Source organism: Hymenobacter sp. YC55, assembly GCF_029433095.1.
GTDB lineage: Bacteria > Bacteroidota > Bacteroidia > Cytophagales > Hymenobacteraceae > Hymenobacter.
In genome coordinates, this window is record NZ_JARNTX010000002.1 from 645,816 (window position 1) to 670,162 (window position 24,347).

Consider the following 24,347-nt stretch of genomic DNA (forward strand, 5'->3'; position numbering starts at 1 on the left):
TCTGAATGGAGCACTAGAGAGTGAGGTTCAAGCCTGCTAGGAAGGCCTTGCTGCGCGGATAAGCAGCATAATCAACACCAGGAGTTAACGGTGACGAGCGGCGAGTATTAACCTCTGGGTCGAAGCCGCTGTAGTTAGTGAAGGTGTAAATATTGTTCAGCGTCACGTAGAAGCGCAACTGCTGCACTTTAGCGCGCATTGTGAACTTCTTGGGTAATGTGTAGCCAATCGTAATGTTGTTTACACGCAGGAATGAACCATCTTCAATGGCCCAAGAGTGCGGGAACAGAGTGCGTTGCGGCGACCAAATTTTGGCGTTCTGATTGACCCGGCGTGTAGTTTCCAGATCTGTAATAATTACTCCATTTTCATCGATAGTACGGTAACGGTCCTTCATGATGCTCAGCCCATTGCTAAGCTGAGTATTAGCAGTGTAAGAGGTCAGCTCAATCTTGTTAGCGTTGTAGATGTCGTTGCCATACACCCAGTTCAGGAATATACTGGCATCGAAGCTCTTATATGTGAACTGCTGGTTCAGGCCGCCAGTGAATTTGGGGTTGGCATTGCCAATAACAGTGCGGTCAGCAGCCGTTACCTCACCGTCGCCGTTAATGTCTTTCAGCTTGATAGTGCCTGGCGTTACTTGCTGGCCAGCACCGCTGAAACCCGTTACACCGCGGTCAGAGGGTATATCTGACTTAAGTACCCATTGCCCATTGACATAGCCAGTGAAATCATCGGCCGTATAGAAACCATCAGTTACGTACCCGTACATCTGGCCCACTGGCTGGCCTACCTGTACCAGATAATCAGCTGTGATGGCCGTACTAGCCCAACCCGAATACTGCGGCGGCAAAGCGTCTACGCCACCTAAGCTTTCCACTCGGCCTCGGTTGAACGACATGTTGGCATTGGCTGTCCACGAGAAATTTGTTCCCTGAATTACCGTACCCGTAGCTTGTAATTCTAAGCCGCGGTTAGAAGTGGAGCCGCGGTTGATTTGCTGCGTAGCATAACCCGTTGTGGCTGGAATAGCCAAGTCGAGTAGCAGATCCTTGGTTTTGTTGTAGTATACGTCGGCGGTAAACTGCACTCGGTTGTTGAGTAAGCTTATATCCAAGCCCACGTTGCTCGACGTAGTTGTTTCCCACTTCAAACCAGGGTTAGCCAATGAAGTGGCTGCTACACCTGGCGTCAGTACATTATTCAGCGCGTAGTAAGTATTTACTGGGTTGCCACCTACCGTGCCGGATAAGATACCAAACAATGGGTCATAGAGGAAGTCGTTGATTCGGTTATTACCCGATAGACCATGGCTTAAGCGGAGCTTTAAATCTGAAACCAGCGACTCAAATGGTTGCATAAATGACTCACGTGAGATGCGCCAAGCGGCTGAGGCGGCGGGGAAATAGCCAACTCGGTTGTCACCCTTGAACTTGGAAGAGCCGTCAGCACGGAACGTAAATGTGAACAGGTATTTGTCGTCGAACGAGTAGTTCAGACGACCGAAGCCCGAAAGCAAGCGCGAGTTTTCGCCTACACCAGTAACAGGTGCTGGCTGGGGTGTACTAGGGGCACTAGGGTCGCGTTGAGCAATGTTGTCGAGAGCCCGTTCCACTGATACAGTCAACGGCAAGTAGTAACTGTTGACGTTCAGGAATGCGTTCCGGCGGTAATATATCTCTTGTCCTAACAACGCATCCAGGGAGTGCTTCTCTTTCTTGAAGCTATAAGTCAGAACGTTAGAGTTATTAAAAGTTACCGACTGCCCCGTGTTAATTGACACGAAAGGTAGGTTGGAGAACTGCCGGATAGTAGGCGAGTATTGACCATTGAAATTCTCAACGCGGCCATTAGTGTTGTCGAAACCAATAGTTGTTCGAAAGGCGAAGTCCTTCGTGAAGTTATAAGTAGCGTTGCCGCTCAAGTTGAACACTCGGCGCCGGTCGCGGCGGTATTCGTTGTTGATGGTTAGTACCGGGTTCGATAGTGAGCCAGATGAGCTAAAGAACTCGTCGTCAGGATTTTCGTCAATATTAATACCAGATGCTGCTTGATTGGCAGTGAGCAGTGGCTGGTATACGATGGTATTGCGTAGGCGTGTGTTTGTGGTTGAGCCATTGCCTTGGTTCGAAGTGCCCGCGCCAATATTCACTTGGTCGGTAAGTCGGGTGCCGAAACCGAAGTGGAACTTGTCACTAGCCTTATTGTCAAAACGGAAGTTGAGCAGGTTACGTGTGAAGCCGGAATTGATTTGGATACCGTCTTCGTCGTTGCGGGTTAAGCTCAATGAGTACGTGGTCCCTTTAGAGCCTCCAGCCACTGTTAGGTTGTGAGTTTGCTGGAAAGCATCGCGGCCAAATACTTTGTCTTGCCAATCGATAAAGTCAGCACTACGGGCAAGTCCGAGCGTGTCATAGCCTTGTACTTGGGAGTAGTCTCGTACGTCTCGGAACGTGGTGCTACCAAACCGGCTCTTAAAGGACTGTAGTGCTGAGCCGCCTGAGATAGTAGCTTTTTCGTACGCGTAATCCACATAATCAGCAGGCTGCAGTACATCTAATGTTTTAGTGATGCGGCGAAAGCCAGCAAAGCCGTTGTAGGTAACAGTTGTTTTCCCCTCCCTTCCACCTTTCGTCGTAATGATAACAACCCCGTTGGCGCCGCGGGCTCCGTAGATAGCTGTAGCTGCAGCGTCTTTCAGCACGTCAACTGACTGAATGTCCTGTGGAGAAATAACCTGCAAGGCATTCTCTACTTGCACCCCATCTACCACATAGAGTGGCGAGTTGTCTTGCGTTATCGAGCCACCACCCCGCACCCGAATCTGCACGTCGGAGCCAGGCTGGCCTTCGGAAGGAGTAAGCTGCACCCCCGCCAAACGCCCAGTTAGTGCTTCTGCGGCCGAGTTTACAGGGATATCTTTGATTTGAGCAGCCCCAACGGAAGATACTGCCCCAGTCACTTCGCTCCGGGGTACTTCCTGGTAGCCGATTACTACAACGTCCTTCAAGGTTTGCGTATCCTCCAACAAGGTCACGTTTACTTGCTCCTTGCCGCCCACTGGTATATCCTGGGATACGTAGCCGATGTAGCTCACACGAATGGTCGGGTTGGTTTCGGTAGCGGGCAGTGTTATCAAGAAGGTGCCATCACTGTTAGTGGAAGCGCCAGCAGTTGAACCCTTTACTACCACGGTTACCCCGGGAAGCCCTTCACCTTTTTCGGATTTCACAACGCCGGAAATGCGCCGTTGCTGCTGAGCCCACGCTGTCGATGCCGCACAGATCATTAGCGGCCACAGCAGTAGTTGTTTTTTCATCATTTTAGAAGTAACCGTGGGAAATTTGAAAACAAGCTTAAAGGCCTTTCGGCAATTGGACTGTTGGTCTTGGTTTAGGGTTTTCCGTTGAATTCAATAACCCCGCACATTTCAAGATTAAACCAGCAGCACAATTTGGATTGTCAGCTTATTATTTGGTTTACTAATTTTAACTGAATGCTACTGCATTAAGAAGATAGCGCATTTCTTTATTTATGCAATCGTTGCCGGGAACGTTCTCACTATACTGCCAAATACGCTTTTCTCTAGCTGCCTGTACCTTATATTTTCTTGTCTATAAATATAGAATTGATGATTTAGGATAGTGTGCAGCTTGTTGTGAAATATAACTATTACAATATAAGCTACCTTCTGTTCAATAAAAAGCTTGTGCTCTGCTAGAAGCAATTGCCGCTAGGTGAACCACGAGAGTCTTGAAAGCTGCTGTTGCTCTAGACGGACATAGCGGCAACAAACCATTGCTGTTTTCTTAAGTTGAAGAAGTTGGAATGCGAAGCAGGATATGCTAAGTGCGCAAGTAGTTCAGCAGAATAAAAAGCAGCACTTGAAAGTTCGGCTTGCAAGCAGCCTATACGATAGGTGCCGGCAAGCCTAGGTAATGCTAACTTGTTAATGAGGTGTTGCTAGGGTTCGAAGGGCGAAAGCAAGGGCAAAGGGAGGGGTAGGGGCCTAGGCAGCAACTTGCTCACCTTGCTTTCGCCTTTTGATTTAGCTTTAGCAAGGTCTGAATTGCTTACTGCGCACCCCCTTGCTTTAGGTGTAGCAAGCTGCTTAAACTTTGATTCCGGCTGATTTCGCCCCAACTTGCCTGAGCCGTAGCCCCAGATGCGGCTTTCTCACCCAAGAAATTCTCATGCTCAAAATCAACAAACAGGACGCCCTCGATTACCACGCCCAAAATCCCGCCGGCAAAATTGAAGTGGTTCCTACCAAGCCCGTCAGCACCCAGCTCGACTTGGCCTTGGCCTATTCACCAGGTGTAGCAGAGCCCTGCCTAGCTATTGCTGCCAACAAAGACGACGTATATAAATACACCGCCAAGGGCAACCTGGTAGCCGTTATCAGCAACGGTACCGCCGTGCTCGGGCTGGGCAATATCGGGCCCGAAGCGTCGAAGCCGGTGATGGAAGGCAAGGGCGTACTGTTCAAGAAATTTGCGGGTATCGACTGCTTCGATATCGAGATTGACGCAACCGACCCCGACGAGTTTATCCGCATCGTAAAGGCCTTGGAGCCTACGTTTGGCGGTATCAACTTAGAAGATATTAAAGCCCCGGAGTGCTTCCGCATCGAAACCGAGCTGCGCGAGAAGATGAACATCCCGCTCATGCACGACGACCAGCACGGAACGGCCATCATTACCTCTGCAGCACTGCTGAACGCGCTGGATATAGTCGGGAAAGACATCAAGAAAATCAAAGTAGTGGTTAGTGGCGCGGGCGCGGCGGCGGTGTCGTGTTTGCGGCTGTACCTGGCATTGGGCCTGCAACTGAAAAATGTGGTGGTGTTCGACAAGGATGGCATCATCAACGAGGCCCGCACCGATTTGGCCCCGCTGCAAATGCACTTTGCTACCACGCGCTCCATCAGCACCATGGCGGAGGCTATGGAAGGGGCTGATGTATTTTTAGGGCTATCGGCGGCTAACGTGCTGCCTGCTGACCTGCTGCTGCGCATGGCCGACAACCCCATTGTGTTTGCGCTGGCAAACCCCAACCCGGAAATCGCCTACGATCTGGCCATGGCTACGCGGCCCGACATCATTATGGCTACGGGGCGCTCCGACCACCCCAACCAAGTAAATAACGTGCTTGGCTTCCCATATATCTTCCGTGGCGCGCTGGATGTGCGGGCCACCGAAATCAACGAAGCTATGAAGCTGGCCGCCGTGCAAGCTTTGGCCGAACTAGCCAAAGAGCCCGTGCCCGATATGGTAAACCGGGCCTACGGCGACAACACGCTGGCTTTCGGACGTACCTATCTGATTCCGAAGCCCCTGGACCCGCGCCTGATTACAGCCGTGAGCCCCGCCGTTGCGCGGGCGGCCATGGAAAGCGGTGTGGCCCGGCGCGACGTGGAGGATTGGGCTGCCTACGAAGACGAATTGCGCGGGCGGTTGGGCGTGAACCAGAAGCTGATGAACCGGATTACGTCGTCGGCCCGTACCAACCCCAAGCGCGTGGTATTTGCAGAAGCCGATACCTATAAGATTCTGAAGGCCGCTACTATCCTGCACGACGAAGGCATTGCCCGCCCAATTCTGTTGGGGGCGCGTGAAAAACTTGCGTCCATTGCGCAAGCCAACAACCTGGACTTGAGCGGCTGCGAGATTATCGATATTCTGGAAGAAGATGCGCAACGCGAAGAGTATGCCGTGCTCCTGTACCAGAAGCGCCAGCGCCGTGGCATTACGCTCTACGAAAGTCGCCGCCTGATGCGCGAGCGGAACTACTACGGCTCAATGATGCTAGAAACCGGTGCCGCCGACGCCTTTATTACGGGTCTTACCAAAGATTACAGCAAAAGCATTGTGCCCGCGCTGCAAGTAATAGGCGTAGAAGACGGCGTAAAGCGGGTGGCTTCGATGTACATCATTCAGCACAAGAAAGGCCCGTACTTCTTCGCCGATACCACTGTCAACATCGACCCAACGGCCGAGGAAATGGTGGACATTATTGGCCTTACGGCGCAAGCGGTACGCTTCTTCGGAACCGAACCGCGGGTGGGCGTTATCAGCTATTCCAACTTCGGCTCCAACCCTGGCACGCTGCCCGACAAGGCTCGGCGGGCCACCGAACTAGCCAAAGCCCGCTACCCCGACCTGATTCTGGACGGCGAGATGCAAGCCAACACGGCCCTCAACCCGCAATTGCTACAAGAGCAATACCCGTTCTCGATTCTGGCCGAAAAGGGAGGCGCCAATACGTTGATTTTCCCGAACGTTATTTCCGGCAACATTGCCTATAAGGTGCTACAGGAAATAGGTGGCGCCGAAGTAATAGGACCAGTGCTGATGGGTATGCGCAAACCCGTGCACATCCTGCAGCTTGGCGCGTCGGTACGCGAAATTGTGAATATGGCCGCTATTGCCGTTGTGGACGCTCAGCAAGCCAGCGGAGCATAAGCTTCGTGTAACGTGTAGCGTAACACGTTCATCGTCGTGACGCTGGTCCGGCCGCCTACCCACCTGTAGCTTCTCATTCTGTTCACGTTAGTTGTTGTACATGAAGGAAAGCAATGTGGGTTGGCGGCCGGCCAAGTTACTCGGCATTACAGGCTTAATGGGCACACGTATACACAACCGGTATGATGAAACTTGGGGCAAGCGTGTTCCAGTAGTATGCTTTCCAAGCCAGACATCTGTTAAATTCAGAAACTCTAGAGTAGGCTAAGTAAGAACTAAATCCTCGGTTCAACTTAGGCAACTGCCCCGAAATAGCGCCCAAAAACGCCATGCTCTCGACATTGCCAGGAGCGCCAACTGCTGCCTTTCCTTGGTAGCACAACAGACGATAACGGTACTACGTGGCTGATCATTGGTTCAACAAACTGACCGGCTACTAGTGTTCGTCGGTAAAATCCAATAATTTTAGCCAATAATGCCTGCCGATTTGGGATAGAAAACTCGGCTGTTGGTGTTTTGCCTGACCCTACTACCAAAACCTCTCCTATGATTGCTTATATCGAAGGCCAACTCGCATACAAAGATCCTGCACAAGCCATCCTTGATGTGAATGGTATCGGCTACGAAATCAAAATCTCGCTGGCTACTTACGGTAAGCTGCCGGCCGAAGGCGAGAAAGCCAAGCTTTACACCTTCCAGCACATCAAAGAAGACGCGCACACGCTTTACGGATTCTTAGACCCCAACGAGCGGGCGTTGTTCTTGCACCTGATTTCGGTGTCGGGCATTGGACCGGGCACGGGTATCGTGATGGTGAGCAGCATGAGTGTAGGTGAAATCCGGCATGCCATCATCAACGAGGACGTACGCGCAATTCAGAGCATCAAAGGCGTGGGGCCCAAAACGGCACAACGCGTTATTATCGATTTGCGCGACAGATTACGCAAAGATGAATTATTAGCCAAAGCCGGGGTAGATACGGTACCCTTAGCCCGCACGCACAATACCAACCGCAGTGAAGCGTTGTCAGCTTTAGTCACGTTAGGCTTTGCCCGGTCGGCCGCCGAAAAGAACCTGGATCAGATTCAGAATAAACACGGTAACGACCTGAGCGTGGAGGAATTGATTAAGTTTGCTCTTAAGTCGAATTAGCGTTTTAGGCTGCCAGTATCTATTTTCATTTGTAACACTTGAACTCCGGTAAGAAGTCCCTCACCGCCTCTTTGGTTGTTGTAGTGTCGTTGTTGGCCTGGTGGTCGCAAGCTGAGTCGATGGGAGATTCCACCTTTGCCATGCAGCAATTGTGGACTTCCTGGCTACCAGGTGCTGTATCACAAGGCGCAATGCCATGGCTGATGCCGACGCCGGATACCCCGCGCGTCGTCTTGCCCGACACCAGTCGCTACCGCCCCAGCCGCCGGCCCAAAGTGGCGCCTGCCGACCGTGCGGGTACGCCATTTTCGCCCCAACGCCGCCAGTCGCCGCTGATTTTGGGTTTGCCTTCCAACATCAAGCAACAGATAACCCCCGACGATAGCCTCGAGTATTTCGATGTTGAAGAGCAGGTAGGTCAGGATGTTGATTTCCGTGAACCTAGCCGACTCAGCTTCAAAGAATACTCGGAGTGGCAGCAACGTCAGGCTATACGAGACTACTTCCGAAATCGTTCGGCAGGTGGCGTAACCGGCGACTCCAGCACGGCCAACGTGCGGCGTCTTATTCCCAAAATCTACCTCGGCCCAATGGCCGACCGCATATTTGGGGGTAGCTACGTGGATATCCGGCCAGCTGGTGCCGTGACCTTGCGTATGGGCGCCCGCTTCAACCGCAACGAAAACCCGACGCTCACGTTGCGTCAGCAGCGCGTCGGCGATTTTCAGTACGACCAAAACCTAAACCTGAACCTAACCGGGCAGATAGGGGAGAAGCTACGCCTGACCTTCAACTACGATACCAAGGCAGCATTCGACTTCGAAAACAACATGAAGCTCGACTACACGGGCTTCGACACCGACATCATCAGGAAAATAGAGCTCGGCAACGTGAGTTTGCCGCTTAATAACTCCTTGATTCAGGGCGGGCAAAACCTGTTTGGGGTGAAAACGCAGCTCCAGTTTGGGCGCCTAGCCGTAACGGCCGTAGCTAGCAACCTGCGCGGCCAGGCTGACGAGGTGCGGGTGCAAAACGGGGGCCAGAGCCGACAGTTCGAGTTGAAAGCCAGCCAGTACGAGCGGGACCGGCACTTCTTCCTAAGCCAGTTTTTCCGCGACCGGTACGACCAAGCACTTAAAAACCTACCCACGGTTCAGAGCGGTGTTGAAATTCGGCGCTTAGAGGTGTACATCACCAACGACAACCGCCAGAGTGACAACCTGCGGAATGTGGTGGCCTTGATGGACTTAGGCGAGCCTCAGCGTGTTTACCGCCAGGGCTTTTTACTGCCTAGCGTTCCTTTTCCTGCCACGGCCAGCAACACAAACAACGGCGAGTTTGCTGCCCTCCTAGCTGGTGGCGCCACTGCCCGTGGTGAATTAACAGTAGACAACTTCCTGAATACGGCAGCCGCGAACAAGCCCGCCCTGCTCAAAAACGTGGACTATGAGCACGTGCGGGCCCGCAAGCTCGACGCGCGCGAGTACACGTTCAACGCGCAGCTCGGTTACATTTCCCTTAACACACAGCTGCTACCCGAGCAGGTGTTGAGCGTGAGCTACGAGTACCTCTACAACGGCAAGACGTATAAGGTAGGGGAGTTGGTTGACGACTATTCCAACGTGGGACAGGACCAAGTTATCTTCATGAAGATGCTGAAGTCAACTAATCCATCTGTTGGACTGGCTGACCCTAACCAAAATCCGCTCAACGAGAACCTAAAGACGCGCAACCTGCCGACTTGGGACTTGATGATGAAGAACGTGTACTCGTTGAACGCTTCGCAGCTCAACCGGGACAACTTTCAACTGCAACTCATCTACAAAGACGATGAGACGGGGGTAGACTTGATTTCGCTGAAGGAAGGCATCAAGATTGCCAATCGACCGCTGATTGAGGTGCTGAACCTCGACAACGTAAACCCCAATAATGACCGTAACCCCGATGGTAACTTCGACTATTTCCCGGGTATCACCATCGACCCTGAGCTAGGCAAAATTATCTTCCCGGTGGTTGAGCCGTTCGGTAGCTACTTACGCAACCAGTTCGACACGGTAACGGTGAATGAGCGGCCGCTCATTCAGCGGTATGTGTACCAAGAACTGTATCGGCAGGTACAGAGCGACGCGCAGCAGCGACAAGACAAAGACAAGTTTGTAATACGCGGCCGGTTTCAGGCCACGGCCACCAACGAAATTAGCTTGCCGGGCATCGGTATTGCGCAGGGCTCGGTACGGGTATATGCGGGATCTATACTGCTAGCAGAAGGAACCGACTACCAAGTGTTCTATGACCAGGCTATGGTCAAGATTCTGAACCCGGCCTACCTGAATTCGGCCAACGAGTTGCGAGTTGAATTCGAGAAGAATGCCTTGGTGCAAGTGCAGCCCCGCCGCTTGCTCGGCCTCCGACTCGACTATCGGCTTAACCCGGACATTAACTTCGGGGCTACCGTACTGCAACTGCGCGAAAACCAGGCCCCCGGCATCAACCGCGTGAACATCGGTGACGAGCCCGGCAACAACACCATTTACGGGTTCGATGTGAATATGCGCCGCGAGTCGCGGGCCATTACCAAGTATTTGGACATGTTGCCGCTGATTTCTACCAAGGAGCCTTCGTCGGTGGCTCTCAGTGGTGAGTTTGCGCAACTGCTGCCCGGCAAGTCCAAGCTAGGCAGAGGTGAAAATGGTGTGTCCTATCTCGACGATTTCGAGAATGCTCGGACGCCTTACACGTTGGGCGGCTTGACGTCGGCCGTGGCATGGCGCCTCGGTGCTACGCCTCGTACCTTCTCTAACTTCGACGCTAGCACCAGAGCTGCTAGCTATCAGCGCGCTAAACTAGCATGGTACACCATCGACCAAACTTATTACACCGGTGGCGCCAACCGTCCTAATAACATTCGTGGTGATATCAACAAGAACCATTATGTCCGGGGTATTCAACGTACCGAAATTTTTCCTAATCGGGATGCCGGAGCTATTAACAACGCTTACGAGTACTCGTTCGACCTAGCGTATTATCCATCCGAACGAGGACCTTATAACTATAACCCAGCTGCGGCTAATGGTCGTCTTCCTGGCCGAGCTGAAAACAACTTCGGCGCTATTTCCCGCGAAATCACTTTTGATACTGACTTTGATAACGCCAACGTCGAATATCTAGAGTTCTGGATGATGGATCCATTCATCAATACTGATAATGGAATAATAGATGACGGTGTAAACGATCCTTCCTACGCACGCGCCAACCCCGGTGGCAAGTTGCTAATCAACCTAGGCTCAATATCGGAAGACGTAATACGCGACGGACAATACGAATTCGAAAATGGATTACCTACCGATCCGAATGATCCCAACAATCCTACTCGTCCTACTGACTGGGGCCGAGTTACACGGCAGCAATTTCTAACTGATGCTTTTAGTAGTGCCGGTCGAAACCTGCAGGACGTTGGTCTCGAAGGTTTAGATGACACAGAAGAAACAAGGTTTTTTGGAACTGCTTTTGGTGAAGACCCATCTGGCGATAACTTCCGTCATCACCTCGACCCTGTCTATGATCAAAATGGTGTAACTATTCTAGGTCGTTACAAGCAATACAATGGCTTGGATGGAAACTCGCGGGAAAATAGCCAGCTTAGCTCCACTGCTTTTCCAGATAAAGAAGACCTCAACCGCGACAACGTAATTTCCGATACCGAAAGCTACTTCGAGTACGAACTGGATTTGCAAAACGGACAACTGGCAGTTGGCAGCAACTACATCGTAGATAAAGTCACAACCAGTGATAATCCTGCCAAAGAGGAGATATCGTGGTATCAGGTTCGAATTCCGCTTCGCTCTAATTACCGGGTACAAAGCGCCGCCAATGGAGTTCAGCCTAACTTCAAATCCATTCGGTTCTTGCGCATGGTAATGACGGGCTGGCAGAATCCGGTGGTGCTACGTCTAGTGCAGCCTCAGTTCATTGCCAACCAATGGCGCCGCTACCTTGGTCCTATTGCGGATCCTAATGTGCCAACCATAGACCCGAAGCAAACGGCCTCCGCTGGCTTCAATATCAGTACAGTAAGTTTAGAAGAGAACGGGGGTAGCAGTGCGCAAGGAACAGTGCCGTACGTACTGCCACCAGGTATTGTGCGCGACAAGGAATATGGCTCTAGCACTGTCAACCGCCAACAAAACGAACAGAGCTTACGCCTGTGCGTGGAAGACCTGCGGGATGGATATGGAGAGGCTGCGTATAAAAACTTGAGCCTGAACCTAGTGCGTTATAAAAAGCTTCGCATGTTCCTGCATGCACAAAGCGAGAATAGCTCCGTGCGCGATGGGGAAGTTCAGGCATTTATTCGCCTCGGTACCGATTACAACCAGAACTACTACGAGTACCGCAAGCCTCTGGTCATTACGCCAAATGGTACAGGAGACACTAAGCTTATTTGGCCAGATGAAAACCAAGTCGACATTGATCTACAGCAGTTTATTGACGTCAAGGCTGAGCGTAACCGACTCAAGTTACCTTACAATGGCACCTATACAGTAAACAATCCCGACGGTTCTACTATTACAGTAGTTGGTAACCCTGATATCAGTTCGGTGCAGGGGGCTATGATTGGTATTTTCAATCCGGCCAGCGACGACCGTCCTAAATCGGTGTGTTTGTGGGCCGATGAACTGCGGGTGTTCGACTTCGATCGGGAGAATGGCTGGGCTGCTACGGCGCGCTTCAATACCAAGCTGGCTGACCTCGCTAACATCACGGCTACGGGTAGCTACACGTCGGTTGGTTTTGGCGGCTTGCAAGACAAACTGCAGCAACGGTCGTTGGAGGAGGTTACCCGGGGTGACGTGAATGCAACAGTAGCAGTTGAAAAGTTCTTCCCGGAAAAGCTCGGTCTGCGAGTACCCGTACTGATGCAAGCCGGCCACGAAAGCCGAGCCCCTCAGTATGACCCCCTTGACCCCGATACTAAACTTGATCAGTCATTGCGCAAGTTTAAGACCAACGAGGAACGAGCTGAGTACCGAAAAGAGGTTATCGACCAAACCAACAGTCGAAGTATTAGTGTGCTCAATGTGCGCAAGGAGCGCACCAACTCCGAGCGAAAACCGAAGCCCTACGATATCGAAAACATAGCGCTCAGCTATTCCTACACCGAGCGCACGCACACCGACATCAATACCGACCGGGACTACACGCGCACCTACAACGGGGCTTTGGCCTACATTTACCAGGCTACGCCGAAGATCTATACGCCGCTGGCCAGAGTGAAAGCGCTGGATTCGCCGTACCTGAAGTTCCTGCAGGAAGTGAACTTCACACCATTGCCAAGCCGCTTCTCATTCCGCGCAGATATCGACCGGCGCTATAACGAGCGGTTCTTACAGCGGGCTCTTGAGCCTGGCTCCGTACCGGTGCAGTCCGGCCCTGGTATCTTCCAGAAATCGTTCTACTTCAACCGCATCTACGATCTGCAATGGGCCCTCACCAAGGGCTTGACATTGGACTACACGGCCAACAACCGCGCCGTAGTAGACGAAGGCGTGGGTAGTACCATCGATGGGTCGGACATTGCCAGGCGCAACCGCGAACAGCTTCGCGACAACCTGTTCCGCCGCGGCGGGCGCACCACCAATTTCAACCAAACCGTAGCCCTAACCTACCGGTTACCGCTCGACAAGTTCCCGCTTACCGACTGGCTGTCGGCCGATACGCGTTACGCGGCCAACTACACGTGGCAGGCGGCTTCCACGGCGCTACGGGCACCTAATCCGCAGTTGATTAATGGTATACCTGACCCTAACGATACAACTACTGTCCCGTTGAACTTAGGTAACACCATTCAAAATAACGGTGAGTTGAGTGCCAATGGTAAGATTGATCTGGTGAAGCTCTACAACAAGGTGCGCTTCCTCAACATCATCAACAACGCTCCACCACCTGGCTCCGCCAACAAAACAGGCCCGCTTGCTCCTGGTGTAGTGCGGCGCCCCGGCGATCCGCAGGCTGCCCCTACCGATACTGCTAAGGGTCCGGAGTTACGTTTCCTCAAGGCGGTGCTCCGCTCCCTGATGACGGCGCGCTCCATAAACTTCACGTATTCCCGGAGCAACGGCACATTATTGCCGGGCTATCTGCCGCGCACCAGGTTCTTCGGCCTCAACAGCGACTGGGATGCCCCAGGTGTGCCTTTCCTCGTAGGAAAGCAGTATGATTTAGAAGATCTTTTTAATCGTACCTACTCTCGCGGCTGGTACACCGACCGGAGCGACTTGCTTAATACCCCTCTCAGTTCGCTTTATACCGATAACCTAGTTTACCGTACCGCACTGGAGCCCTTCCGTGACTTCAATATTCAAGTGGAAGGCCGCACACAGAAGGTAAGAAACCGGGAAGTGTTCTACCGGACATTGGTAAACGATTCTACTTTGCTGCCAGTACCTGGTGCTATCCCCACAGCTAGTAATCCGCTTGGTTCGGGCTCGTTCAGCGTATCCGTTGTTACCATCCAAACCTTGTTTGGTGACTTGTCGAAGGAAGGAACCATATCCAAGTCCTTCGACCGGTTTGTGCGCAACCGGCAGTTTGTGCAAGAGCAGTTGCAGAATAACCGCGTACTTGATCCAAATACAGGGCAACTCGGCAACTATGGTTATAACTCGCAAGATGTGCTGATACCAGCTTTCTTGGATGCTTACCGCGGCAAGTCGTCGGATGGGTACAAGGCCAAGAAATTCAACCCGTTCGCTCAGATACCTATTCCCAACTGGCGTATCGATTATAATGGCTTAGCAGAGTTGCCCTTCATGAAGCGCTACTTCCGCTCTATTTCTCTTACGCACGCCTATTCTTCGGTGTACAGTGTGGGGAGCTACACTACAGCTACCGGATACACATCTGTACCAGGAGAGAATGAGCTGAATCCATTAGGTCTTAGCTCGCTGACGAATGCTTCGGGCCAGTACATACCATATTATGTGCTCGGGCAGGTAAGCATTGCTGAGCGTCTCACGCCACTTATTGGGGTCAATTTCCAAACGTTGGAGAAGATTACCGGCCGTTTAGAATTTAGAACGGAGCGGGCAGTAGCCCTCAATACCACTAATGCCCAGGTAACCGAGCTGCGCACACAGGAATTGGTAATTGGCTTTGGCTACGCTACCAACCGGCTTCGGCTACCATTCCGAGTGGGAGGGGAGCAGCGCGTGTTGAAGAACGAGCTGACTGCCCGTCTCGACCTAAGTATTCGTGACAACGTCACTATTCAACGCACAATTGAAGACGTAGTGGATCCGGCAAACGCTACCGCAACTCTGCCTGCCTACGTTGGCAATACGGTTAGCTTGCCTACCAATGGTACTAAGCAGCTTCAGCTCCGGCCTACAATCGATTATGTGCTGAACCAGCGTCTGAACTTGCAGTTCTTCTTCACGCGTACGGTTACAGACCCGCGCGTTCAGAATTCCTATCGGAACGCCACTACCGAAGGTGGCCTCCAGTTGCGCTACAGTTTGTCGCAATAAATAATTTAGTTGTTTAAATCAAGAAGTGGCCGATCTGCTGTGTTGTTGAAGCGTTTCGCATTAACCTACCAGCAAACCGGCCACTTCTTGATTTCAGACCTCGCAATTTCACCACTTCACCGTACTTTTGAGGTACCGCATTAGAAGCGGCTATCTTTTCCCTCAAATCAGCCCTCATGAATCTGCCTGCCAACCTGAAATACACCAAAGAGCACGAATGGATCCGCGTAGAAGGTGACGTTGCCTACATCGGCATCACCGACCATGCCCAGAAAGAGCTCGGAGATATTGTATACGTTGACATTGACACGCTCGACAAAGAAGTTGCTCAGGATGAGGTGTTCGGCACGGTAGAAGCTGTAAAAACAGTGTCCGATTTATTTAGCCCTATTTCGGGTACTGTGCTGGAGGTAAACAGCCATCTTGAAGGAAACCCCGAAGCCGTAAACTCTGACCCTTACGGCGATGGTTGGATGGTGAAAATTGCAGTAGCCAACCCTGCCGAGCTGGATGGGTTACTGTCGGCTGAAGCCTACGGCGAACTAGTAGGTGCATAAGCAAGCTATTCGTGTCAAATAGGGTAGTAACTGCGCCGCCTGTGCCCCGTGGACGCCCCCTTGTGGGCTTGCCGCTGGCGTGGGCGGCGTTTGTTTTGGTACTGACCCTCACGCCAGCCGAGGACATGCCGGAGCTGCCGCCCTGGGAGCTCATATCGTTTGATACAGCCGCGCATGCTTTCGTTTTTGTGGTCCTGGCTGTTCTAGCAATTTTCTCGGCACGTCGGCAACAGGTTTGGCCGTGGCTGCGCCGTTGGGCTTATTTGACGGTTTTCTGGGGAAGTATAGCTTACGGTTTGTTGATCGAGTTGCTACAAACAGTTATGCATATGGGCCGGCACGGCGAATGGTCCGATGCGCTAAGTGATTCTATTGGAGTTGGGGTGGGGCTATTGTTTGCCTACGCTACGCGTCGTTGGTGGGAATAAAGGCAGCTGCACTTCGAGCTCAATTTTCAAGTAAGTTGCCTGCGTAACTGCTATGAGCTTGCGTAAGGCTTATGTTATTGGCCGATGAGCAACTCAAATTCAATAGGTAATAGGTATTCCAGCGGCTTTCTTTACCGCATCCGTGCTTCTACGCAAAAGGGTGGGTTCTCAGTAGCTCACCTTTGCAATCAGGTGCTTACAACGGCTGCAGCCTTCCTTGTGCTTAGCACCATAAGGCCATTTGCGCCGGTACTAGCACAGGATATGCCGCGCGTGCGCCGCACCATTCAGGACCTAACGGCGCCAGACATGCAGGGCCGTGGCTACGTTCGCAACGGCGACCTGAAAGCGGCCGACTATATACGCAGCCGTTTTCGCCAGCTCAACCTCCAGCCACTAACTCCTAACTACACCCAAGCTTTCCTACTCGATGTCAATACTTTTCCTGGGCAGCTGAAGCTCAAGCTTCGCTCAAAGACGGGGCATTTTGCTTTTCCGTTGTTTGGTGGCTACCATCACCTGCGCCCCGGAGTTGATTTTATTGCATCACCCAACTCAGGCAGTGGCCGTGTTGGCGGTTTCTGTTCAGCTGCGGTTGTGACACAGCTTGATACCACTGTTTTTTCGGATCTAGCTGCCCAGCAGCGCTTCTTGCAGAAACCCTTGCATAGAAACGGTATCGCAATCAGTGCTCGCTATACGCGGCAAATTAGTACGCTACCTATTGCTTTGCGTCAGCATCTGGAATCGGCTGCTTTCATGCTGACTATCGTGCCCAAGCTCACAGCGTCTTTAGCGCCCACTCAGAGTCAACAGCCGAGGCTGGATGTACTAGAATCGGCTTGGACTAAGGCTACAACTGCCACTCACGGCAAAGAGTCGCCTTCCGTTGCGTTACGTGTTGATGCAGAGCTGAAGCAAAATTACCAAGCCCAAAACCTGGTAGCTTACATACCTGGCCAGATCCGTCCCGATTCCTTTCTGGTTGTTACTGCCCACTACGACCATTTGGGGACTATGGGCAAGCACGCCTATTTTCCTGGCGCCAACGACAATGCTAGTGGTACAGCAATGTTGTTAGAGCTTGCTGCTTTTTATGCCCGTGCTGAAAACAAGCCTGCTTATTCGGTTGTGTTTATTGCCTTTGGGGCAGAGGAAGCCGGTTTAATAGGTTCTAGCTTCTTTGTAAATCATCCCTTAGTACCTCTCGATCGAATTCGGTTTCTAGTGAACCTAGATCTGCTTGGTACTGGCTCGGAGGGAGTAACCGTTGTGAATGGTCGCGAACTGCCTGGCCAATTTCAATTGCTCCAGCGCCTCAATGAAGCTCGTCAGGCGGTGCCTAGCTTAGCTGCTCGGGGACGAGCGGCCAACTCCGACCACTTTCCTTTTTCAGAGCGCGGAGTGCCGGCGTTTTTCTTGTATACACGCGGTGGCATTGCAGCCTATCACGATGTGCAAGACCGTGCCGAAACGCTCCCTCTAACTGCTTTCGCTAGTGTCTTTGTCCTCATCAGTGATTTCCTCAACGCACTTGGCGCTCATCCAATCTCGAAATAGCGTGGCAGATAGTCTAAGTGGGTTGTAGGAGGCGAACCCACTTTGAGCCTTGTTAGATGTATAAAAAGAACGCCCGGAATCAGGCTGTGATTCCGGGCGTTCTTTTTATAAGAGATAGAGCAGTACGACTGTAGGCTATTCGTTTGTTCTGAAAGAACTCATGATCTGCTTGGCTACCGTTTCCCACTCCGGCTTTTGACGGTCGGCACAAGTGAAAGTGCACATGAGAAGTTTGCCTTCTACGTCGGTGAAGAAGATAAGCTGATATACTTCGTGGCCAAGCTCAGGCTTCATCAATTCGAGGTAACCCACTTTACGACCGCTCACTTCTTTAATGCCGTTACCAAACCACTTAGCTTCTTTGAACTGCTTAGTGTAGGTCTTATAGAAGTTAGCAGCATAAATGTCGATCATATCCTGATCGGCAGTATTGTCCGTGTAAGTAAAGGCTAGGCTAGCCTCTTTGCTGTTAGTATAGATTACACTTGGACGGCTTTGCGCACGAGCATAGTTGAAATCCATTTGCTGCTCGCTCATGACTTCAAATCCTTTAGGGATTAGAATCTCTACTCGCTCACTTAGTACACGCTTTTTGATAAGTTCTACTTCAGCATAAGGACGGAAAGCCGCCAAAAGAAGAAGCAAGCAAAGCGTAGCTGGGAAGAGTACTACTTTTTTCATAATAAATGATTGAAAAAAGATGAAAATCGGCTTGATGGTTATCTCGAATACCAAACGTTTTATCTGTTTGGATAACACAATTTACGAACGATTTATGGACTTGCAATAGGGTGCTTAAAAATAGTTTCTTGTAAATAACCTGGAACAAGCTAAAAACGCCCTAAACAGGCTTTAAACCGGATAAATAAAAAATCAACCTTTTATATACTTAAGAGCTTTTCGTTATACGTGGTTGCAATAAATCAAAATCATATGAGAAAAATTACATGATACATTTTACAGGAAAAGTGCAAGATTGTTGTCAATTCAGTTAATTTGCACTTAAAGAATATTATTGATCTGTTCCTTTATTTTTTCAAGTTCTTCTTTCATGCCAACTACTAAGTGTTGTACAATAGAGTCGTTGGCCTTTGAGCCAATTGTGTTGATTTCGCGTCCCATTTCTTGCGAAATAAAGGCCAGTTTTTTCCCCGTTGGCTCTGGCAAATACACAGTTTCAGTGAAATAGTGCAAATGGCTGACTAACCGTACTTTTTCCTCAGCGATATCTAGCTTCTCTATATAATATATAAGTTCCTGTTCGAATCGGCTCTGGTTGAACTGCTCGCTGCTAGCAAGGTCGGCGAGGTGTGCGCGAAGTCGTTCGCGCACTTGCTCTACCCGGTTAGGATCGTGGCGCTCTATCTCTGCTAGTTGAATGCGTATACTATCTAAGTAGCCTAGAATCTCGGTGGTGAGAGTCTGTCCTTCTGTGCGGCGAAACTCATGAGTCCGGTCGAGAGCTTCTTGTAATAAAGGCTGTAGCTCTTCCCACGCTACTTCTTCCTCCTGTTCGGGGAGCGATACTCCTTCAGCAGGCAGGCGCAAGCTTCCTGGTAATGCCTTGGCAATACTCGCTAATACTTCGACCGATACCCCTATCCGGCTGCTTAGCTCCACCAACTCTTGGTAAGCGGCCGTCAAAGCAGCTTGGTTGACTATACCCGTCTGATTGTTGGCAGCCCGTACTCGGGTGAAGTCAAGGTTCAAATTCACTTTCCCACGCACTAAGCTTCTAGTAACCAAGTTTCGAATTTCTAGTTCTCGATCTTGCAAGAAGCGGGGTAGGCGAAGTGTTAAATCCAGGGACTTTGAATTCAAGGATTTAATCTCAACAGTAGCAGAGTAAGAGTCAGTGTCGCGGTGAGCAACACCGTAGCCGGTCATGGATTGAAGCATGGTCGAAATGGTAAAAGGGGCGCAAAAGTAGTAGTTTCTTTCAGGTTCAAATGCGCTTAAAGGGCGCGTAACACAAGGGTAATATGGAGGCAATCTTGGCGTAATAGGAGCCCGGTAGTTTTGTGGCGCCAACGAAAATTTACTGTATGCGTCATCTTTTTCTCCTGTTTATAGGCTTGTTGTTCAGTACGCTAACAATGGCCCAGCAAGGCTCTATCGTCGGCAAGGTTACCGATAAAAAAACCGGTGATGGTGTAATTGGAGCTACCGTTATTGTGACAGGCACGGTGCAGGCCGCGCCAGTTGATGTTGAGGGTAACTACGAATTAAAGCTTGATCCGGGTACCTACAATATTACAATGACCTACATCGGCTATAAGCCGCTGACTTTTACGGGCATTGCAGTAACAGCCGGTAACAAAACCACCCTGAATGGGTCGATGGAAGAAAGCGCCACTTCTCTAAAAGAAGTGACTGTAACGGGCCAAAAGCAGACCGGAACAGAAGTGGCTCTCATCCAAGACCTCAAGAAGAGTGAGGTGGTGGTGAGCGGTATGAGTAACGACCAGATTGTGAAGTCGCTGGACCGCGACGCGGCCGAAGTCGTGAAACGTATTCCAGGCGTTACCATTCAAAGCAACAATTACATCGTAATCCGCGGCTTAGCAGAACGCTATAATACGGTGCTACTGAACGACGCACTGACGCCTTCGGCCGAGGTGGATACCCGGTCGTTTTCATTTGACATTTTGCCTAGTTCGGTTATTGATAGGCTGCTGATTTTTAAATCTGGCTCGCCAGAACTGCCCGGCGAAATGGGGGGAGGCGTGGTGAAAGTGTACACCAAGAATTCAGTGCTGGAAAACACTACTAGCTTAACCGTTTCGGGTTGGGTTCGTAGCGGAACGACCTTCAAGAACAACTACCTGACCAACGACAGAAGCAGTACCGATTGGCTTGGCTTCGATGATGGCAAGCGCGAGCAACCCGCGCAGGTTCCAGATGAACTCGTTAAGCGCGGCATCACACCGGCCGCTCAACTAACGGATCTCAGCCGCTCGTTCCGCAGCACGACGTGGCTGCCTACCATCACGCGCGCCCTTCCTGATTTACGTGCTTCACTAGGTCTGACTCGAAAATTTGATATAGGGTCTACTTCCCTTAGCAATGTTACGTCGCTCTCGTATTCTAAGGCCCGTGAGCAATATCACATCGAGCGCAACCGCTATTTGATTGAACTCGACGAGAACACGCAGCAACCCCGGGCTTATTACGAGTACGACGATGAGCGGGCGCTAACCAGTTTGCGGATCGGATTGATTCATAACTGGCAAATGCGCCTCAGCGACCGTAACCGCCTCGAGTTTCGCAATTTCTTTAATCAGTATGCCACCGACGAAGTGGTACACCGGGTTGGCGCTAACGCCGACCAGATTGAGCGCGACGACTACTCGCTTCACTACCAAAGCCGCACAATCTACTCTGGCCAGCTTCAGGGCTCGCACGACCTCGGGGAGAACAACCACACTACTTTGACTTGGTCGGGAGGCTATAACTATGTTTTCCGCGACGAGCCCGACTACAGCCGGTACCAGAATTCGCGCAGTACTGAGTTCGAACAGCCCTTTTCCGTTAACATCCCCCGCGAGGGCAACATCACGGAAACCAGCCGGTTCTTCTCTACCCTGAAGGAAAACACTTACATGGCCAGCGGCCAATGGGAGCGCCGTTTTACGGGCCGTGACACAACGCGAGCCAATCAATTTAAACTCCGGGCCGGCTTCTACACCGAGCAGCGGGAGCGGGATTTGCGTAACCGCTATTTCTCGTTTATCCGCGGACAGAATTTCAACCGGGGCGACTTGATTGGGCTGCCAATCGATCAAATCTTCGCACCTGAAAACTTGGACGCTACTACAGGCTTCACTGTTGATGAAGGAACTAAGCCCCAAGACCGCTACAACGCCGAAAACACCCTGGTTGCGGGTTATGTCGGAGTAGTTGCCCCAATCTCCGACAAATTTAGCGTGTCGGGCGGCATCCGTATCGAGCATAACCGCCGCAAACTCAGCAACCAAGTGGAGGACTACAAGGAAATCAAGACGATTCCTATGCCCTCTTTCAATGCTACCTACAACTTCAACGAGCGCTCGTTGTTGCGCCTAGCGGGCAGCCTTACTGTAAACCGCCCCGAGTTTCGCGAAATTGCTTCCTTCGAGTATTACGATTTCACGACCAACTCTATCATCATTGGTAGTCCATCTTTAAAGACCGCCACTATTTACAACGGCGACTTCCGGTATGAATTTTATCCGTCGCGGTCGGAGTTAATATCGATTGGCGCATTCTATAAGTACTTCAACAATGCTATTGAGCAGATAACGCTCAATTCTACGGGTACGCAACTCTACCGCACCTTTCAGAATGCCGACCAAGCCTACGATGTAGGGGCTGAATTAGAAGTGCGCAAGGGGTTGGCCGAGGTTGCCTCTAATTCATTTCTGCAACGCTTGTCTTTCGTGGCCAATGCCTCTGTTATCTACAGCCGCGTTAAGTTGAAGGTGACCGAGGAAAATGAGGGCTTTGCGCTTAGTAACCGACCACTCCAAGGCCAGTCGCCGTTTGTTGTGAATTTGGGTGCATTCTATCAGGATGATGACGCTAAATGGCAGGTGTCGGCACAGTACAACGTCATTGGTCAACGCTTCACCTTCATTGGCGACAAAACCCTCAACTACTCGGTGATTGAGATGCCCCGCCACGTCATCGACCTCTCGGTTACCAAAGGCATTGGCCAGCACCTGCAACTCCGGGCCGGTATTCAAGACTTGTTGAACCAATCCTATCGGCAGTACTATGATTTCAACCGCGACAGCAAAATTAGTTCTAATGAGCGGGGTTCCTTCGGGACCTATCGTCGGGGCAGTTACTCGACGCTTGGCTTGACTTACAATTTCTAATCATAAAGTAACACAAACCTAACCTGAACCATACGCCCATTTTCAATCAATGGGCGTACTGGTTTTCAGCCCCTGGCCTCTTATTCCCTTTTCCTTCATCACCTATCTCCCCATCATGAAGAAGCTTGTACTCCCCATCCTTTTGGCTGTGACGGCTGTTGTTTCCACTGCTCCGCTGGCTCTGGCTCAGGCAGTATGCCCTGCAGCACCAACTCCAATCACCGTTCCAGGCACCATCAGCTCGGATGTTACCTGGACCAGCAACAACGTGTACTTGCTTACTGACCGCGTATACGTAACCAGCGGCGCGACACTCACTATCCAACCTGGTACTATTATCAAAGGCACGGGCTTAGGTACGCTCGTCATTGAGCGGGGAGCCCGCCTGATTGCCGATGGCACAGCTGCCCAACCCATCGTCTTCACGTCCAACCAACCTGCCGGCATGCGTAACACTGGCGACTGGGGTGGAATTGTGATTCTAGGTCGGGCGCCGATCAACCAACCCGGCACGCCCATTATCGAAGGCGTTCCCGGCCGGTCTTTCGGTGGCACGGACCCCAACGACAACTCTGGTATTTTGCGCTACGTGCGTATCGAGTACTGCGGCATTGCCCTAACGCCCAATAACGAAATCAATGGTTTAACAATGGGTGGTGTTGGTGCCGGTACCATCATCGACTACGTCCAGGTGTACGCGTCGGGAGACGATTCTTTTGAGTGGTTTGGCGGCAACGTGAACGCCAAACACCTAGTTGCCGTTTCCGCCGTAGACGACGACTTCGATACTGACTTCGGTTACTCTGGTAAAGTGCAGTACGCCGTGTCGGTGCGCAATCCTGCCGTGGACGACGTCTCAGGTTCTACTGCCTTCGAGTCGGATAACGACGCTAACGGCTCGACCTTAACGCCAATTACTTCCCCTGTGTTCTCTAACGTGAGCGCCTTTCTGCAAAACGTACCAAGTACTACTCGCTTCACCCGCGCACTGCACCTACGCCGCAACACGCAAATCTCTATCTTCAACTCGGTATTTACCGGCTGGCCCCAAGGTCTGACCCTCGACGGCGGACCAGCGCAAACCAATGCTACCAACGGATCGTTGGTGCTGAAAAACAACGTATTTGCTGGCATTGCGTCCCCTTACACACAACAGTCGGGTGGTAGCTATAACGTACAGGGCTTCTGGGAAGCGGCGGCCAATGCCAACCAGACGTTGTCTACTATTGCTGCGCTGAATCTTAACGCCGATAATTTCAGCTTTGCTAATACCAACGGCACCCCGAACGGAGTGCCCGCTTTTAATTTGCCCGCCAATTCGCCTTTGGTAGGAGGAGCTGCTTTCTCGGATGCTAAACTCGGGGGTGGGTTTTTTGATAACGTTGCATACCGCGGCGCCTTCGGACCGGCAGGGACAGCTAACTGGGCTGCGGGCTGGACTAACTTCAACCCCCAAACTACGTGCTACAACCGTCCTGGCCTCACGCTTGCTAACAAGCAAGCAGACGAGCAGGTACAAGGTTTGAGCGTAGCGCCGAACCCAACGGAAGGTGCTGCCAAACTCACATTTGAACTGAAGAAAGCTAACGTTGTAACTGTACGTGTACTGGATGTAACGGGCCGTACTGTAGCAGTAGTGCGCAACGGGCAGAAGCTGAGCACTGGCGTGCAGAACGTCGAGTTGCCTACTTCTTTGCAGGCTGGCTTGTATGTTGCTTCGGTTACAACTGGCGAAACTACACAGGCTGTGCGCTTTGTAGTAACAAAGTAATCTTTTAAATAGGAGTGTAAAAAGCCT

Annotated in this window: 11 protein-coding genes; 8 read left to right on the forward strand and 3 right to left on the reverse strand. The window is 51.4% G+C overall.

Annotated elements, in window-relative coordinates:
- Positions 1-13 precede the first annotated feature (13 nt).
- Positions 14-3,325 carry a TonB-dependent receptor gene (locus tag P1X16_RS15985; RefSeq protein ID WP_277231001.1) on the reverse strand — a complete coding sequence of 1,104 codons (3,312 nt, stop codon included), beginning with the start codon at positions 3,323-3,325 and terminating at the stop codon, positions 14-16.
- A gap of 871 nt (positions 3,326-4,196) precedes the next feature.
- Between P1X16_RS15985 and P1X16_RS15990 the strand changes: the two genes are divergently transcribed.
- The 6 genes from P1X16_RS15990 to P1X16_RS16015 all read left to right on the forward strand — a co-directional run bounded on the left by P1X16_RS15990 (position 4,197) and on the right by P1X16_RS16015 (position 17,690).
- Entirely contained in the window at positions 4,197-6,467 is a 2,271-nt protein-coding gene (locus tag P1X16_RS15990; RefSeq protein WP_277231003.1) for an NADP-dependent malic enzyme, read from the forward strand.
- Positions 6,468-7,013: 546 nt separating this feature from the next.
- The gene (ruvA, locus tag P1X16_RS15995) at positions 7,014-7,619 is read left to right on the forward strand and encodes a Holliday junction branch migration protein RuvA (RefSeq protein ID WP_277231005.1); all 606 of its coding nucleotides are present in this window, start codon (positions 7,014-7,016) and stop codon (positions 7,617-7,619) included.
- A gap of 119 nt (positions 7,620-7,738) precedes the next feature.
- Positions 7,739-15,145 (forward strand): cell surface protein SprA, encoded by a 7,407-nt coding sequence (sprA, locus tag P1X16_RS16000; protein ID WP_277231006.1) that lies wholly within the window; start codon positions 7,739-7,741, stop codon positions 15,143-15,145.
- A gap of 176 nt (positions 15,146-15,321) precedes the next feature.
- A complete protein-coding gene (gene gcvH / locus P1X16_RS16005) occupies positions 15,322-15,702 on the forward strand; it encodes a glycine cleavage system protein GcvH (RefSeq protein WP_277231008.1) in 381 nt (126 codons plus the stop codon).
- A 41-nt stretch (positions 15,703-15,743) separates the two neighbouring features.
- Complete coding sequence (locus P1X16_RS16010) at positions 15,744-16,130, forward strand: VanZ family protein (protein WP_277231010.1); 387 nt, start codon at positions 15,744-15,746, stop codon at positions 16,128-16,130.
- Positions 16,131-16,349: 219 nt separating this feature from the next.
- On the forward strand, positions 16,350-17,690 hold the full coding sequence (locus tag P1X16_RS16015) for a M28 family peptidase (protein WP_277231012.1): 1,341 nt from the start codon (positions 16,350-16,352) through the stop codon (positions 17,688-17,690).
- 135 nt (positions 17,691-17,825) lie between these two features.
- Here P1X16_RS16015 and P1X16_RS16020 read toward each other — a convergent pair whose 3' ends face one another.
- Complete coding sequence (locus P1X16_RS16020; protein WP_277231014.1) at positions 17,826-18,371, reverse strand: hypothetical protein; 546 nt, start codon at positions 18,369-18,371, stop codon at positions 17,826-17,828.
- A gap of 321 nt (positions 18,372-18,692) precedes the next feature.
- The gene (locus P1X16_RS16025; RefSeq protein ID WP_277231015.1) at positions 18,693-19,589 is read right to left on the reverse strand and encodes a YicC/YloC family endoribonuclease; all 897 of its coding nucleotides are present in this window, start codon (positions 19,587-19,589) and stop codon (positions 18,693-18,695) included.
- A 146-nt stretch (positions 19,590-19,735) separates the two neighbouring features.
- On the opposite strand from P1X16_RS16025, the gene P1X16_RS16030 reads away from it, so the two are divergent.
- Positions 19,736-22,549, forward strand: coding sequence for a TonB-dependent receptor (locus tag P1X16_RS16030; RefSeq protein WP_277231016.1), 2,814 nt, complete (start codon positions 19,736-19,738; stop codon positions 22,547-22,549).
- Between the two features lie 115 nt (positions 22,550-22,664).
- Positions 22,665-24,320, forward strand: a complete 1,656-nt coding sequence (locus P1X16_RS16035) for a T9SS type A sorting domain-containing protein (RefSeq protein WP_277231018.1) — start codon at positions 22,665-22,667, stop codon at positions 24,318-24,320.
- The last annotated feature ends 27 nt before the right edge of the window (positions 24,321-24,347 follow it).

Bases quoted from the DNA above. Each gene is read 5' to 3' on its own strand.
- sprA (WP_277231006.1), top strand. From the start codon at position 7,739: ATGGGAGATTCCACCTTTGCCATGCAGCAATTGTGGACTTCCTGGCTA.
- P1X16_RS15990 (WP_277231003.1), top strand. From the start codon at position 4,197: ATGCTCAAAATCAACAAACAGGACGCCCTCGATTACCACGCCCAAAAT.
- P1X16_RS16030 (WP_277231016.1), top strand. From the start codon at position 19,736: ATGCGTCATCTTTTTCTCCTGTTTATAGGCTTGTTGTTCAGTACGCTA.
- P1X16_RS16025 (WP_277231015.1), bottom strand. From the start codon at position 19,589: ATGCTTCAATCCATGACCGGCTACGGTGTTGCTCACCGCGACACTGAC.
- P1X16_RS16035 (WP_277231018.1), top strand. From the start codon at position 22,665: ATGAAGAAGCTTGTACTCCCCATCCTTTTGGCTGTGACGGCTGTTGTT.
- P1X16_RS16020 (WP_277231014.1), bottom strand. From the start codon at position 18,371: ATGAAAAAAGTAGTACTCTTCCCAGCTACGCTTTGCTTGCTTCTTCTT.
- ruvA (WP_277231005.1), top strand. From the start codon at position 7,014: ATGATTGCTTATATCGAAGGCCAACTCGCATACAAAGATCCTGCACAA.
- gcvH (WP_277231008.1), top strand. From the start codon at position 15,322: ATGAATCTGCCTGCCAACCTGAAATACACCAAAGAGCACGAATGGATC.
- P1X16_RS15985 (WP_277231001.1), bottom strand. From the start codon at position 3,325: ATGATGAAAAAACAACTACTGCTGTGGCCGCTAATGATCTGTGCGGCA.